The organism is Herbiconiux sp. VKM Ac-2851 (assembly GCF_013205105.1).
GTDB lineage: Bacteria > Actinomycetota > Actinomycetes > Actinomycetales > Microbacteriaceae > Herbiconiux > Herbiconiux flava.
In genome coordinates this window covers 73,994-88,984 of record NZ_JABMLJ010000002.1, presented here as the reverse complement: position 1 = coordinate 88,984, position 14,991 = coordinate 73,994, and the positions used below count along the sequence as shown (strand labels likewise).

Annotated in this window: 13 protein-coding genes; 3 read left to right on the top strand and 10 right to left on the bottom strand. The window is 72.0% G+C overall.

Annotated elements, in window-relative coordinates:
• Positions 1–11 precede the first annotated feature (11 nt).
• Genes HQQ85_RS07090 through HQQ85_RS07080 form a run of 3 tightly spaced genes read right to left on the bottom strand, consistent with a single transcriptional unit; the run spans position 12 to position 2,468 of the window.
• Complete coding sequence (locus tag HQQ85_RS07090; RefSeq protein WP_173181847.1) at positions 12–1,427, bottom strand: MFS transporter; 1,416 nt, start codon at positions 1,425–1,427, stop codon at positions 12–14.
• Complete coding sequence (locus tag HQQ85_RS07085) at positions 1,424–2,092, bottom strand: NAD(P)H-dependent oxidoreductase (RefSeq protein ID WP_173181846.1); 669 nt, start codon at positions 2,090–2,092, stop codon at positions 1,424–1,426. The genes HQQ85_RS07090 and HQQ85_RS07085 overlap by 4 nt, the downstream gene beginning before the upstream one ends.
• Positions 2,093–2,132: 40 nt before the next feature.
• Entirely contained in the window at positions 2,133–2,468 is a 336-nt protein-coding gene (locus HQQ85_RS07080) for a helix-turn-helix transcriptional regulator (protein ID WP_173181845.1), read from the bottom strand.
• Between the two features lie 131 nt (positions 2,469–2,599).
• Between HQQ85_RS07080 and HQQ85_RS07075 the strand changes: the two genes are divergently transcribed.
• Both HQQ85_RS07075 and HQQ85_RS07070 read left to right on the top strand, forming a co-directional pair.
• Entirely contained in the window at positions 2,600–3,316 is a 717-nt protein-coding gene (locus tag HQQ85_RS07075; protein WP_173181844.1) for a ThuA domain-containing protein, read from the top strand.
• On the top strand, positions 3,283–4,539 hold the full coding sequence (locus HQQ85_RS07070; RefSeq protein WP_173181843.1) for a multidrug effflux MFS transporter: 1,257 nt from the start codon (positions 3,283–3,285) through the stop codon (positions 4,537–4,539). Before HQQ85_RS07075 ends, HQQ85_RS07070 begins: the two co-directional genes overlap by 34 nt.
• On the opposite strand, the gene HQQ85_RS07065 is transcribed toward HQQ85_RS07070, so the two are convergent.
• Complete coding sequence (locus HQQ85_RS07065) at positions 4,536–6,422, bottom strand: BCCT family transporter (RefSeq protein ID WP_173181842.1); 1,887 nt, start codon at positions 6,420–6,422, stop codon at positions 4,536–4,538. The genes HQQ85_RS07070 and HQQ85_RS07065 overlap by 4 nt on opposite strands.
• Before the next feature lie 143 nt (positions 6,423–6,565).
• Here HQQ85_RS07065 and HQQ85_RS07060 point away from each other — a divergent pair, with 143 nt between their 5' ends.
• Positions 6,566–7,882: a DUF2254 domain-containing protein gene (locus HQQ85_RS07060; protein ID WP_173181841.1), complete on the top strand. Its 1,317-nt coding sequence runs from the start codon at positions 6,566–6,568 to the stop codon at positions 7,880–7,882.
• On the opposite strand, the gene HQQ85_RS07055 is transcribed toward HQQ85_RS07060, so the two are convergent.
• The 6 genes from HQQ85_RS07055 to HQQ85_RS07030 are packed head-to-tail and all read right to left on the bottom strand — an operon-like array spanning position 7,870 to position 14,946.
• Positions 7,870–8,835 carry an aldo/keto reductase gene (locus tag HQQ85_RS07055; protein ID WP_173181840.1) on the bottom strand — a complete coding sequence of 322 codons (966 nt, stop codon included), beginning with the start codon at positions 8,833–8,835 and terminating at the stop codon, positions 7,870–7,872. The two genes, HQQ85_RS07060 and HQQ85_RS07055, sit on opposite strands and share 13 nt — an antisense overlap.
• On the bottom strand, positions 8,832–10,838 hold the full coding sequence (locus tag HQQ85_RS07050; RefSeq protein WP_173181839.1) for a beta-galactosidase: 2,007 nt from the start codon (positions 10,836–10,838) through the stop codon (positions 8,832–8,834). The genes HQQ85_RS07055 and HQQ85_RS07050 overlap by 4 nt, the downstream gene beginning before the upstream one ends.
• Before the next feature lie 50 nt (positions 10,839–10,888).
• Entirely contained in the window at positions 10,889–11,920 is a 1,032-nt protein-coding gene (locus HQQ85_RS07045) for a LacI family DNA-binding transcriptional regulator (RefSeq protein WP_173181838.1), read from the bottom strand.
• A gap of 49 nt (positions 11,921–11,969) precedes the next feature.
• The gene (locus tag HQQ85_RS07040; protein ID WP_173181837.1) at positions 11,970–12,917 is read right to left on the bottom strand and encodes an aldo/keto reductase; all 948 of its coding nucleotides are present in this window, start codon (positions 12,915–12,917) and stop codon (positions 11,970–11,972) included.
• Entirely contained in the window at positions 12,914–13,933 is a 1,020-nt protein-coding gene (locus tag HQQ85_RS07035; protein ID WP_173181836.1) for an ABC transporter permease, read from the bottom strand. Before HQQ85_RS07035 ends, HQQ85_RS07040 begins: the two co-directional genes overlap by 4 nt.
• Entirely contained in the window at positions 13,930–14,946 is a 1,017-nt protein-coding gene (locus tag HQQ85_RS07030; protein ID WP_173181835.1) for an ABC transporter permease, read from the bottom strand. Before HQQ85_RS07030 ends, HQQ85_RS07035 begins: the two co-directional genes overlap by 4 nt.
• Between the last annotated feature and the right edge of the window lie 45 nt (positions 14,947–14,991).

Below are 14,991 nucleotides of genomic sequence, written 5' to 3'. Positions count from 1 at the left end.
GACCGCCCGGTTCAGCGGCGTCGCCGCAGGAACACCGCCACGAGGATCGCGGTCGCCACGGCGATCGCCGCGTTCACCCCGATGGCGCTCCGGATGCCCGGCAGCAGTGTCGCGCCGGCGAACGCCGTGACGATCGCCGCCATGACCGGAGTGCCGAGCGCGATGCCGACCTGCTGGCTCATCGTGATCAGCCCGGTTGCGAGCCCCTGCTGCGCGGCGGGCACCCCGCTCGTCGAGGAGACGGTGAACGCGACGATCACGACGAGGTTCGCGGCGCCTCCGACGAACACCGCGGCCAGCAGAGGCACGATCCAGCCGGGGGAGTTCGTCACGAACGCGAGCGGCACCGTCGCGGCGGCCTGCACGAGGAGCCCGGCGACGATCGCCGTCCGGGCGGAGGTGCGGCCGATGATCCGCGGGGCGATCAGCCCGCCGACGACCGTCCCGACCCCGAGCCAGGCGAAGATCAGGCCCGTCGGGATGGCGCCGTAGTCGAGCACCTCCTGCAGGTAGAGGGTCAGCGGGAACACCATCGAGGTCCAGGTCGCGAACGCGACGAGCCCGGCGAGGTTGCCCCAGGCGATGTTCGGGCGGCGCAGGAGGGCCGGGGCGACCAGCGGCTCGGCCACCCGCGACTCGATGCGGAGGAACACCGCGATCAGCACGGCCGCGACGAGCACGGCACCCCAGGCGAAGGGATCGCCCCACCCCTTCTGCCCGGCTGTCGTGATGCCGGAGACCAGGCTGAGGAGCGCGAGCGTGACGGTGACCGCGCCGGGCGCGTCGAGCCGGGGGCGCCGCCCGGCCCTCGTCTCCGTGAGCACGAACGGCGCGACGATCAGCACCGCGACGGCGACCAGGACGTTGACGTAGAAGGCCCACCGCCAGGAGACGGTGCCGGTGAGGAGCCCGCCGAGCGCGGCGCCGATCGTGAACCCGGCCGCCATCAGCGCACCCGAGAGACCGAGCACGCGGGAGCGGGCGGGGCCTTCGGGGAACATGGTCGTCAGCAGGGCCAGCGCCGCCGGGGTGACCATCGCTGTCGCGAGGCCCTGACCGACGCGGGCGCCGAGAAGGGTCGCCGGATCCGCCGCGAGGCCCGCGACCAGAGAGGAGGCGCCGAGCAGTGCGATCCCGATCAGGAACAGGCGCCGACGTCCGACGAGGTCGGCCACCCGGCCGAAGAACAGCGTGAACCCGGCGGCGCAGAGCGCGAACGCGGTCACGATCCACTGCAGGTCCCCGGTGCCGAACCCGAGGTCGGCGCCGATGCGGGGGAGGGCGACGCCGAGGATGGAGAAGTCCACGGCCAGCGTGAAGTTGGCGGTCAGCAGCACGACCACGGCTGCACGCATCCGCACCGGCAGCCGTTCCCGGCCGGAGGACGCCGGGGCGGTGACCGGGGTGGCCCGGTCCGCGGGCGTCATCGCGTCACCTCGAGGGCCGGGAGGCGGAAGGCCGCCTCCACCGCGAGCAGGCCGGCCGCTCGCTCCGCGTCGTCCAGGTGGGCCGGCCCGTAGGTGATGACCGGCTCGAGCACCTCGTAGCCGACGAACTCGAGCATCCCGCGGTGGATGTGGAACAGGAACCGGTCGATGTCGCCGAACGCCCCGTCGGCGGTGAACGCCTCGGCCGGCCCGCCCGTGGTGGTGAGCACGACGGCACGCCGTCCGGCGAGCCGGGCGGTCTCGAACAGGCCGGCGTCACCGCCGGCGACGCCGCCCATCACGAACACCCGGTCCAGCCAGCCCTTGAGGATGGCCGGCACCGAGAACCACCAGAGCGGGAAGGACAGCACGAGCAGGTCTGCGGCCAGCACCCGGTCGAGATCGGCCCGCACCTCCTCGGCGAGGGTGCCCTCCCCCACGGCGGCCCACTGTTCGCGCTGCGGCTTGAACGGCCCGTCGACCGGCGCGAACTCACCCCGGTCGAGCACGGGATCGAAGCCCCGGGCGTACAGCTCGACGAACTCGACGGCCCAGCCGTCGGCCTCGAGGGTCTGGCGCGCTCGATGCGCCTGGGCGGTGCTGAACGAGGAGGGCTCGGGATGAGCACGCACGATCAGCGCGGTCGGAGGAGGGGTCTCAGTCACCCTCACAACATATCGTTAAAACGCGATGTGTCGATATGTTCTAGATCGAGCCCGATCCGGCGGCACCTGTGACGGCGTCGCCGACCTGCTTCATCCGCTCCTCGTCGAGTCGGTAGTGGGTGTACTTGCCCACGCGAGTCGGGTGCACGAGGCCCGCGCGCTCCAGCGTCGCCATGTATGACGAGACGGTGGACTGCGCGAGGCCGCTCTTGGCCTGGATGTGACTGACGCAGGCGCCCACCTCGGCGCGGTCGGCGATCGGGTCGTAGTCGGCGAACGCGGCCTCCGGGTCGCGCAGCCAGCCGACGATCTCGAGGCGCACCGGATTCGACAGCGCCTTCAGCGCGTCGACCAGCGAATCCGGCGGCACCGCCATCCCATCACCCACGCCCGGGCCTCCCTCACATCTAGGAATCACTTTATGTCGATGGGAAGCCCCCTTGACGGTGGGCGGGGTGGGTGCGAGGCTTTTAAACGATTCACCTGGTCGAAGGAGACGTGCCTGCCGTGAGAGATGCTTCCGTGGGGTTCGGTGGGCTGCACGTGGTCGTGCTGGTGGGTGTCGGGGTGCACGGCGACCCGTGGCACGCGCTCGAGGCGACGGGGGCGCGGGCGGCCGACGCGCTGCGGGCGGCCGGCGCCGTGGTCGAGATGCTCCGCACCGACGAGGCGGATGCGCTGCCCGCCGCTCTCTCCGAAGCCGATGTCCTGGTGGTGAACGTCAGCGGTGATCCCGCGCTGCCGCCGCCCGACTCGGCCGCGATCGTCGACGCGATCCTCGCGCACGCCGCGCGGGGCGGCGGGGTTCTCGCGCTGCACTCGTCGACCCTGGCGTTCGCCGGGGATCCGCGCTGGAGTGCCCTGATCGGCGGGCGCTGGGTGCCCGGGGTGTCGGGGCATCCGCCGATCGGGGAGGCGCTGGTGCAGCGGTCGGTGCGGGCATCCGTCGAACCGGGGCTCCAGGTGCCCGCCGACTTCGTGCTGCACGACGAGCGCTACAGCGACCTCGAGGTGTCCGAGGGGGTGACCGAACTGGCGTTCCACACCGAGGGGGAGGCCGTGCATACGCTCGTCTGGGTCGTCGAGGCGACGGATGCCCGGGCCGGCCGGGTCGCGTACGACGCCCTCGGGCACGGGGTCGAGTCGTACGACTCGGCCGAGCGCCGTGCGCTGCTCGTGGCCCTCGCGGGATGGGTGGCGCCCGCGGCGTCGACGACCGCGTGACCCGGCCGATGAACGGGGCTCGCCGGCCGCCGGCGGTCTTCTTCGTGGTGCTCGGGTTCATCCAGGCCATCTGGCCGCTGACGATGGACCTCTATCTCCCGGCGTTCCCGCAGATCGAGCGCGACCTCGCGACCGTGCCGTCGCTCGTGCAGGCGACGCTGACGGGCGCGTTCCTCGGCATGGCGGTGGGGCAGCTGGTGGCGGGGCCGCTGTCCGACCGGGTGGGGCGGATGCGCCCGCTCGTCGGCGCGCTCCTGCTCTACTCTGCGGTGACCGTCGGCTGCGCCCTCGCACCGACGATCGAGCTGCTGATCGGGCTCCGCGCCGTGCAGGGTGTCGGGGCCGCGGCGTCGTCGGTGATCATCCTGGCCATCGTTCGCGACAGCCGGGAGGGGTCGGCGATGGTGACGCTGCTGGCGCGGCTGCAGATCGTGAACGGCGTCTTCGTGGTCACCGCCCCCGCGCTCGGGGCGCAATTGCTGGGGCTCGTCGACTGGCGCGGGCTGATGTGGCTGCTCGTCGGCTACGGCGCGGTGCTGCTCGTCTGCACGCTCGCGGTCCTGGCCCGGCACGAGACGAACCCGCCCGAGCGGAGGGCGGCCCGGGCGCGCGAGCGAGGGCACGCCGCGGCGGACTACGTGGCGCTGCTGCGCGACCGGCTGTACGTCTCGGTGGTGGTCGCGGGGGCGCTGCAGTGGGCGGCGATGATGGGGTACATGGCGTCGTCGGCGTTCCTGTTCCAGGGCGTCTACGGGCTGAGCGCCACCCAGTACGCGATCGTCTTCGGCGGGCACGGGGCGCTGATGATCGTGGGCGCGCAGGTGAGCGCGCGGCTCTCGCGGGGGCGGGACATCCCGCGGCTGGCCCGGTTCGGCGCGCTGCTGCTCGCGTCGAGCGCGGTGCTGCTGCTGGCGTCGGTGACGCTCGCGCCGGGGCTCGGGCTCGTCGGGCTGCTCGTGCCGCTGTTCCTGTTCACGACGTCGTTCGGGGTCGTGTCGCCCGCGCTGCAGACCTCGGGCCTCGGGCAGCACGGGGAGCGCGCCGGCACGGCGGCCTCGCTGATCGGCGCTTCGAACATGATCGCGGGCGCGGTCGGCGCGCCCCTCGTGGGCCTGCTCGGCACCTCGACGGCGATCCCGGCGGCGGCGGTCATGACGGTCTGCACCGCGGCCTCGGCCGCCGTGCTCTGGCTCGGCACCCGCCCCCGCCGCCCCCGCCTCTAGGGGCGGTCGGCCGGGGCCGTCGCCGAAGCCGGGGCCGTCGCGGAAGCCGGGGCCTGCCCCGGATCGGGCAGGGCGCCCGCGATCGTCGTCGGCGTGATGGCCGGCAGCTGCCCCGTGGCCGTCTCGTACCACTCCGTCAGCGCCGGGTCGGCCGTGTCGATGCCGACGCCGGCGCCCTCGTGGGCCGCGACCTCGGTGGCTCCGAAGACGAAGTCGTCGCCGTGGTCGGCGATGCCCCGGCGCACGCCCTGGGCGATGGCCGCCCGGGCGAAGCGGTGCCGCATCATGTAGGGGTCGGTGCGCAACTCCCGCGTCCACGCCACCATGATGCCGATCACGATCAGCGCGAACGGCAAGGCCGACACCACCATGATCGCCTGCAGTCCCGCGAGGGCCGTCTCGCCCCCGGCGAGCAGGAGCGCGAGCGCGGCGGCGCCGAGCAGCAGCCCCCAGGTGATGATCACCCAGCGCGAGGGCTCCGGCTTGCCCCGCTGGCTCATCGACCCCATCACGATCGCAGCCGAGTCGGCGCTGGTGACGAAGAACAGCACGATCGACACCAGGGCGAGCACCGAGATCACGGCCCCGAACGGCAGCTCGCCGAGCACCGCGAACAGCACGGCCTCCGACGATCCCGCCTCGCTGATGCCTCGCCCCTGCGACTCGAACAGCATGGCCGTGCCGCCGAGGATGCCGAACCACGCGACGCACACGGCCGACGGCACGACGATCACGACGGTGACGAACTCGCGCAGGGTGCGCCCGCGGGAGATCTTCGCGATGAACATGCCGACGAACGGCGTCCACGAGATCCACCAGGCCCAGTAGTAGTTGGTCCAGCTCGCCATGAAGCTCGCCGCGTCCTCGCCCTGGGCCGGGTTGCGGGTGAGCATCGTGCCGAGGTCGGAGACGAACGCCGGCAGGCTGCCGGTCAGCACGTTCAGCAGGAACAGCGTCGGCCCGGCGACGAACACGAACACCCCGATGATCGCCGCGATCACCATGTTGATGTTCGACAGGGCCCGGATGCCCCGTTTCAGCCCCGAGACCGCCGAGAGCACGAAGGCGGCCGTGAGCACCGTGATGATGCCGACGAGCGCCCCGTTGCCGAGCGGCCCGATCCCGGCCACGAACTCGATGCCGCTCGAGATCTGCAGCGCGCCCATGCCGAGTGTCACGCCGGTGCCGAAGAGGGTGACGATGATCGCGAACACGTCGATCACGGCGCCGATCCAGCCCTCGGTGCGGTCGCCGAATATCGGCCGGAAGATCGCCGAGATAAGCGGGGCCCTGCCGCGGCGGTAGGCGGCGTAGGCGATCGCGCCGCCGACGAGCGCGTAGAACGACCAGGCCATCGGCCCCCAGTGCAGGATCGACTGCGCCAGCGAGTCGAACATGGCGTCGCGGCTGCCGGCCTCCGAGTCGAAGCCCGGCGGCACGTCGGTGAAGTAGGCGAGCGGCTCGGCCGGGCCCCAGAACAGCAGCCCGATGCCCATGCCGGCCGAGAAGAGCATCGCGATCCACGAGACGGTCGAGAACTCGGGCGCCTCGTCGTCCGCCCCCAGGCGGATGCCGCCGGTGCGTCCGTAGCCGACCACCAGCATGAACAGGATGCACGTGACCGCCAGCAGCGAGAACAGCCACCCGAAGTTCGTGGTCACCCAGTCCAGCGAGGCGGCACCGACGGCGCTGATGCTCTCCGGGGCGGCGAAGCCCCACACCACGGTCGCGACCACCAGGGCGCCGGCGATGCCGAACACCGTCCAGTTGGTGCTGAAGACGCGCGAGGTGCTCTCGACGCCCACGCCGGGGATCAGGGCGGGATGCGTCACCTCCCGGAGGATCGATCGTCCGGGCGCGCGGGAATGGTCAGTGTTCGTCATCGACGGTCCTCCTGGGCGGCCGCCGTGTCGTCAGGCGGCCTATCGCTTCGAGCGCCCGTCGCAGGCACTGGGAGACCACCCTAACGGGGGTCATCCGCTCTGCCCGATTCGTCCGGATGCCCGCCCCCGTGTTACAGAGGACCATGAGTTCAGGCATCCGGCGGTTCCTCCAGCGCCTCGTCAAGAAGGTCTGGGCCCGGGCCGCGCTGTTCACGCTGGTCGCCGTGCTGTTCGCCCTCGCCGCCGGATTCGTGGGCGCCCTGCTGCCCTTCCGGCTCGTGATCGACCTCGGTCAGGACTCGGTCGACTCCATCCTGCAGATCGTCGCGAGCTCGATGCTCGCGGTGACCACGTTCTCGATCACGGCGATGGTCACGGTGTACTCGTCGGCCACGACGACCGCGACCCCGCGGGCGACCCAGCTGATGGTCGAGGACTCGACCTCGCAGAACGCCCTCTCGACGTTCGTCGGCGGTTTCACCTTCTCGCTCGTCGGCATCATCGCCCTGTCGACGGGCTACTACGGCGAGCAGGGGCGCACGATCCTCTTCCTCGGCACGCTGGTGATGATCGCGATCATCGTCGTCACCCTCCTGCGCTGGATCGCGCACCTGGCGACGTTCGGGCGGATGTCCGACATCATCGACCGCGTGGAGGCCGCCGCCTCGACCGCGCTCACGGCGTATGCGACGTCACCGGCGCTGGGCGCGCATCCGCTCACCGGAGCCGACCTCGCGGGGGTCGCGGTGCACGCCGGGGCCCCCGGGTACGTGACCTACGTCGACCTGCCGATGCTCGAGCGCACGGCCGAGACCGCGGGCCTGACGCTGCAGCTCGTGGCGACGCCCGGCAGGACGGCGGATGCGACGACACCGCTCGTGATCGCGGCGAGCGGGAGTGGCGCCGTCGACGACGGGGTGCGCGCGGCCGTCCTCCACGCCTTCCGCATCGAGGCGCACCGCACCTACGAGCAGGACCCGCGGCTCGGCATGATCGCCCTGGCCGAGATCGGCAGCCGGGCCCTCTCGCCCGCCACCAACGACCCCGGCACCGCGATCGAGATCATCGGCGCGCTGCAGCGGGTGCTGACGGCGGCGCTCGCGACCGAGCCCGACCCGGAGGTGGTCTTCGAGCACCTGCGGATCAGGCCGGTGACGCTCGAGGACCTCGTGGTCGACGGGTTCCGCCCGCTGTCCCGCGACGGGGCGGGCCTGCTGGAGGTGCAGGCGCGACTGCAGAAGTGCCTCGCCGCCCTCGCGGCCTCCGCGCCCGAGCAGGCCGGGGTGTTCGACGCGGCGGCCGGGCTCGCGCTGCGGCGGGCCGAGGCGGCGCTCGACGAGCACGACGCGCGCGAACTGCAGACCCTGCACGACCGCCTGCACCCGCCCCGGCACCTGCAACGACAGCAGGGCGAGGACGAGGCCGTGGGCGAGGGCGCCGGCGCCGGCTACCAGGCGTAGGCCTCCGGGGCCTGCCCGCCCGGTCCGGGCCAGATGCGGTCGAGCTCGGCGAGCTCCGCGCCGCCCAGGGAGATGTCGAGCGCCGCGATCGCCCCCGTGAGCTGCGCCGCCGTGCGCGGCCCGACGACGGGCGCCGTGACGACCGGCTGGTGCAGCAGCCAGGCGAGCGCGAGCTCGGCCGGGTCGAGGCCGAGGGTGCCCGCGTAGCGCTCGTACTCCTCGATGCGCGGGCGGCGCTCGCCGAGGTCGAGGTCCTTCGAGCGGGAGCGGTCGGCCTTCTGCAGCACGCCGCCGAGCTGTCCGCTCGCGAGCGGCGACCAGGGCAGCAGGCCGATGCCGTAGTTCAGGGCCGCCGGCACGACCTCGAGCTCGACCGTGCGCTGGGCGAGGTTGTAGACCGACTGCTCCGTGACGAGGCCGATCTGGCGGTGGGCGGTCGCCTGCTCCTGGTACTGCGCGAGGTTCCACCCCGCGAAGTTCGACGAGCCGAGGTAGACGATCTTGCCCTGGTCGCGCAGCGTCGTGAAGGCGTCGAGCACCTCATCGACCGGTACCGAGCGGTCGATGTGGTGCATCTGCATGAGGTCGATCCGGTCGGTGCCGAGCCGGCGCAGCGAGGCCTCGACCCCGGCACGGATGTGCACCGCCGACAGCCCCTGGTCGTTCGGCCCCTCGCCCATCGGGCCGTGCACCTTGGTCGCCACGACGAGCTGGTCGCGCACGCCGCGGTCGCGCATCCAATCGCCCAGCAGGGCCTCGGACTGGCCCGGGTCGTCACCCCAGGGGCCGCCGCCGTAGACGTCGGCCGTGTCGATGAACGTGATGCCGTTCTCGAGCGCCAGGTCGAGGATCTCGTAGGAGGGCTCCCGGCCGATCACCGGCCCGAAGTTCATCGTGCCGAGCGCGATGCGGCTGACGGTGGCGCCGGATCGGCCGAGGCGGGTGTACTTCACGAGGCGGTCCTCTCGGTCGGCGTGCGCACGAGGGCCCACGCGAAGGGGTCGAGCTCGAGCGCGGTGAGCGGCGAGCCGTCGAGGTCGGTGCTGCCGTCGGGCAGCGGCACGGTGACGGCGTCGCCGTGGTTGATCACGGTGAGCACGTCGCCGCGGCGGGCGACCTCCACGAAGTCGAGGTCGAGGTCCGGCCCGGCCGCAGACGCCGGCAGCTCAGAGCGGATGCCCGCCCGAGCCAGCGCCGCGCGGGTCACTGCGAGCATCCCCTCGTCATCGGGGATCGTGGCGAGATACCACGCCCGCCCCGCCCCGGTCTCGAGCGACGTCAGCGCCGGAATCCCCGGCACGCGCCCGTCGGAGTACCGCGCGAGCACCTCCACGTCGGGGGAGTGCACCGCGAGCTCCTCGGCGAGGAGCTCCCCGCGCAGGGAGACGCCGGAACCCGACACCTCCACCGACGATCCGGCGTCCAGCGCCCCGAACTCGGTCACGCTCACCCCGAGCACCGACCGCAGCGCCACCTGGAAGCCGCCCTCGCGGAACGCGTCCTGCGCATCCACCACGTCACTGAACGCCGTGACGAGAAGCTGGCCCCCGCCCCGCACGTAGTCGGTCAGGTTCGCCGCGCCCTCGTCGCTCAGCAGGTACTGGTGCGGCAGCACGACGAGCCCGTACCCCGAGAGGTCGCTCGTGGTCTGCACGATGTCGATCGACACGTGCTGCCGGTGCAGCGCCCCGTACCAGCGCTGCACGAGCGCGAGGTAGTCGAGAACCACGGGGTGGTCGGGGCTCGAGATGGCCCAGTGGTTCTCCCAGTCGAGCACCAGGGCGACGGAGGCGCGGCTCGACCCCGCGCCCGACGGCAGCTCGGGCAGCCCGGCCAGGTCGCCGCCCAGCTGCACGACCTCGCGCCAGGTGCGGGTGTCGGTTCCGGCGTGCGGCAGCATCGCCGAGTGGAACTTCTCGCTGCCGCGCATCGACTGCCGCCACTGGAAGAACAGGATGCCGTCGGCCCCGTGCCCCACGGCCTGCATCGACAGCGCGGCGAGCTGGCCCGGTGCCTTCGGGGCGTTGCTCGGCCGCCAGTTCACGGCGCTGGAGGCCTGCTCCATCAGGAGCCACGGCGTCTCGGGCTTCAGCGACCGCATCAGGTCGCGGGTGAACGCGGCCGAGCGGAAGGCGTACGGATCGTTGGGGTCGGGGTAGCTGTCGTCGCTGATCACGTCGAGCTCGCGGGCCCAGCGCCAGTAGTCGGCCGGCGGGAAGGCGCCCATGAAGTTGGTGGTGACCGGCTGGGTGGCCCCGGCGCCCTTGATGATGTCCCGCTCCATCGTGTAGAGCTCGAGCAGGGTGTCGGAGGTGAAGCGCTTGAAGTCGAGCAGCCCGCCTGGGTTGTGGCTGTAGGGGGCCTTCCTCGGCGGCACGATCTCGTCGAAGGAGCCGTAGCGCTGCGACCAGAACATGGTGCCCCACGAGGCGTTCAGGGCGTCGAGGTCGTCGGCGTAGCGTCGGCGCAGCCAGGCGCGGAAGGCGAGGGCGGCGCTGTCGGAGTAGTCGTAGTTCAGGTGGCAGCCGTACTCGTTGTTGACGTGCCAGAGCACGACCGCGGGGTGGTCCTTGTAGCGCGCGACCAGCTCGGTGACGAGGCGCGAGGCCAGGCGCCGGTAGTCGGGCGAGGAGGGGGCGTAGTGCTGACGGCTGCCCTGCCAGTAGAGGGCGCCGTCCTCGTCCTGCGGCCGGATGCCCGGGTAGGCCGTCACGGCCCAGGCCGGCGGTGACGCGGTGGCGGTGGCGAGGTCGACGGCGATGCCGTTCTCGTGCAGCAGGTCGATCACGCGGTCGAGCCAGTCGAAGTCGAAGGTGTGCTCGTCGGGCTGGATGCGCGACCAGGCGAACACGCCCACGGTGGCCGTCGTGACGCCGGCCTCGCGCATGCGCTGCACGTCGTCGGTCCAGGTGGCCTCGGGCCACTGCTCGGGGTTGTAGTCTCCGCCGTAGTGCATGTCGTCCTTTGTTCGGTGATCGTTCGGGTGGGTGGTGCGTCGTCGGGGTGTCAGCCGTCCGCCGGGTGGCGGGTCGACTGGCGGGGCACGAGCACGGGCTCGAACCGGGTGATCAGGGGTTTCTCGGGCACGGCGCCGAGGCGCTGCAGCAGCAGCCTCGCGGCGTGGGCGCCCATGTCGTGGCTCGGCTGCCGCACCGAGGTGAGGGGCACCACCGCGGCGGCCGCGAAGTCGATGTCGTCGTAGCCGACGATCGACACCTCGTCGGGCACCGCGATGCCGTGCCGCAGCAGGCCCTGCAGCACGCCGAGCGCCACGTGGTCGTTGCCCGCGAAGATGCCGTCGGGACGATCGGCTGCGGGCAGCGCCGCGATCCGGTCGCCGATCTCGCGGCCGATCCCGGGGTTCAGGGTCTGCGTCTCGATGAAGGTGAACCGGGCGCCCGCCCGTTCGACGGCGGCCCGGGCGCCCTCGAGGCGCTCGCGCATCTGGTCGACCCGCACCGGGCCGCCGATGAAGGCGATGTGCCGACAGCCCGACTGCAGCAGGTGCTCGGTGGCCATCGTGCCGCCCAGCACGTCGTCGAGCGAGATGGAGGGCAGCACGCCGTCGTGGTCGACGCGATCGACGAGCACGACGGGAACGTCGCGCCGGCGGAAGCGCTCCAGCATCGCCAGCGAGCCGCTGACCGGGGCGATCAGCACGCCGTCCAGACGCTGCCGCTCGAACAGGTCGAGGTAGCGCGACTCGCGCTTCTCGGAGTCGTAGCTGTTGCCGACGATGACCGAGTAGCCGGCCAGCTCGGCCTCCTCCTCGGCGCCGAGCACGACGTCGGAGAAGAAGGGGTTGGTGATGTTCAGCACCGCCATGCCGATGGCGTTGCTGCGGCCGGCCCGCAGCTGCCGGGCCGCCACGTTGGGCACGTAACCGAGTGCGCTGATCGCGTCGGCCACCCGGTCGGCGGCGGTGCGCGAGACCAGTTCGGGCCGGTTGAGCGCATTCGACACGGTGCTCACCGAGACGCCGGCGTGAGCCGCGACGTCGCGGATGCCGATCTCCGTCACGAGAGGACCCCCGTCCATTCGGCTCTCGACGCTACACGGTCGTGCTTCTCAGTCATTCAGGCACGACTCAGTCATTCAGCCACGACGCGGCGGGCGGGGCGAGCGCGTCGAGCTCGTCCCACAGCTCGGCGGGGATCTCGAGCGTCGCGAGGTCGACCGCCTCGTCGAGCTGCCGGGGCGACACGACGCCGCAGATGGTCGAGTGGATGCGCGGGTCGCGCGTCGAGAACTGCAGTGCCGCGGCGATCAACGGCACCCCGGCCCGCTCGCAGGCGGCGCCCATGGCGTCGACCGCCGCGAGCAGCTCCGCCGAGGCGGGGCCGTAGTGGTACCGGTCGGAGCGGCGCGGGTGATGGGCGAGGATGCCGCCGCCGTAGACCGCCGCGTTCATCACGCCGAGCCCCGCGTCGTGTGCGGTCTGCAGCAGCCGATCGGCCGTGCGATCGACCAGCGTGAAGCGGTTGTGGGTGATGAGGGCGTCGAAGAGGCCGGTCTCGACGAAGCGCAGCAGCATCGAGGCGGGGCCGCCCGAGATGCCGATGCTGTCGACGAGGCCCTCGTCGCGCATCCGCCGCAGCGCCTCGACCGGGCCGCCGGAGGCCATGGCCGCCTCGAAGCCGATGTGCTCGGGATCGTGCAGGTGGAGCAGCGGTATGCGGGGGAGGCCCAGGCGTTCGAGGCTCTCGGCGAGGGAGGCGCGCATCCGCTCGCCGTCGAAGGAGCCGGTGACCTTGTCGCGGTCGAGCTTGGTCTGCACCACGAAGCCCTCGGGCAGCCCGCCCGCCTCGCGGACGGCCAGGCCCACGCGGCGCTCGCTCTCGCCGTCGCCGTACTCGTTCGAGGTGTCGAGGATCGTGATCGGGCCCTCGAAGGCGCGGCGGGCGGTCGCCACCGCGACCTCCTCCGGCACGGCGAGGCCGTGCACGGGCGAGCTGACGCCCCAGGCGGCGGTGCCGACGCAGAGGTTCGAGACCGTGAGGCCGGTGCGCCCGAGGACGCTGGTCGGGATGCTCATTCGAACGAGTCCCCTCCCCGGAAGCGGTCGACCAGCACGGCGGCGAGCAGGATGATCGCGACGATCAGGTCGAGGTAGTCGGGGTCGAAGAACTGCACGTTCAGGATGTTCGTGATGCCGGCCACGACCAGGAGGCCGAGCAGGCCGCCGAGCGGATTGCCGACGCCGCCGCGGGTGATCGAGTAGCCGCCGATCATCAGCGCCGCGTAGATCTGGAACTCCAGCCCGGTGCCGAGCACGTTCGACGCCGAACCGAGCTGGCCCACGTAGAGGATGCCGCCGATCGCGGCGCCCATGCCGCTGACCATGAGGGCGATCACGCGCACCTTGGTCACCGAGATGCCGGCGCGGGCGGCGGCCCGGTCGTCGCCGCCGACGGCCTGCACCTTGCGGCCGACGCGCGTCTTCGACACGACGCCGGCGGCGATCAGGGTGATGCCGATGCCGATCAGGAGCAGCGTCGGGAAGCCGAGGATCGCGCCCTGGGTGACGTTGTAGAGCGGGTCGATCAGGGTGCTCGGCGGGGCGCTGACCACGATCACCTGGCAGAGACCGCGGAGCAGGGTCAGCATGCCGAGGGTGACGGCGAGCGGCTCGGCGCCGAACTTCACGATCACGAGCGCATTGGTGAGGCCGACGACCGCCCCCACGACGACGGTGATCAGGGCCACCAGCCAGGGGTTGAGCCCGGCGGCGACGAGCTGGTTGAAGATCACGGCGCCGAAGCCCACCATCGAGCCGATGGAGAGGTCGACGACCCCCGCCAGCAGGGCGAACGAGGCCATCACTCCCACGATCAGCGGGATGGCGACGCTGACGCCGACGATCTGCACGTTCGAGGGGGAGAGGAAGGAGGGGCCGACCCAGACGAGGCCGATCAGCAGGGTCACCACGAGGGTGGCCGAGATGCTGCCGACCGGGCCCTTGAAACTGCCGAGGATGCGCCGGGCCCGGCTCTGCTGCGGGTCGTCGAAGAGCGTCGCCGGCCGGGCCGGGGCGGTGCTGGTCTGGGTCATCGCGCAGTCCTCTTCAGTCGGTAGCCGTCGATGCCGACGGCGATGATCAGGAGCGCTCCCTGGAAGACCAGCGCCCAGGCGGGCGGCAGGCCGAAGAAGGCGATCGAGGCGGGGATGGTGGCGAGGAAGCCGACGCTCAGCAGCAGCACGAGCAGGTTGCCCTTGCCGCCCGAGAGGCTGATGCCGGCCAGGATGACCGCGCCGATGACGATCAGCTGGAACCCCGCTCCGGCGCCGGCCGTGAAGCTCGGGGTGACCGCGCTGAACATGACACCGGCCAGGCCCGCGACCGCTCCGGCTCCGATGAAGGTGGCGAGGCGCATCCGTCGCAGGTTGATGCCGCGTGCCTTGGCGGCCTGGGCGTTGCCGCCCACGGCGACCACGTGCCGGCCCCAGCGGGTGAAGTGCAGGGCGAGGCCCGCGACGACGATGACGATCACCATCGGCCAGAAGATGTTCGGCAGGCCGAGGAAGCGGCCGAGGCCGTAGAGGCGGAGGTCGGAGCCCGACGGGATCTGCGCGGAGGTGAAGAAGATCAGCATCACCGCGAGGCCGCCGAAGCCGGTGGCGAGGGTGACGATGATCGGGTTGAGCTTGCCGAAGACGACGATCACGCCGTTCAGCCCGCCCCACGCGGCGCCGGCCAGGAGGCCGATGACGATCGCGACGGGGGTGGGCAGCCCGTTGTTCAGGGCTGTCACGGTGGCCCAGGCACTGAACACCAGGGCGACCGGCAGGCTCAGGTCGAGCAGGCCGCCCGAGATGACGATGATGGCCTGCGCGACCGCCAGGATGCCGGAGATCGACATCGTGAACGTGACGGCCAGCAGGGTCTGGCTCGACAGGAAGTCGGGCCGCACGATGGTGGTCGCGACGATCAGCAGCAGCCAGACGGCGGCGATGCTGAGGGCGTCGCGGTAGCCCGCCGGCCCCCGACGGTCCGGGCGGCGTCGCCCGCTCGGACCCTCGGGGGTGGCGGCCGGATCGGCCGCGGTGATGAGTGACGTGGTCATGGTCTTTCCCGTGTCGATTCGATCCGGTGGTGTGCTGGTCGCTCC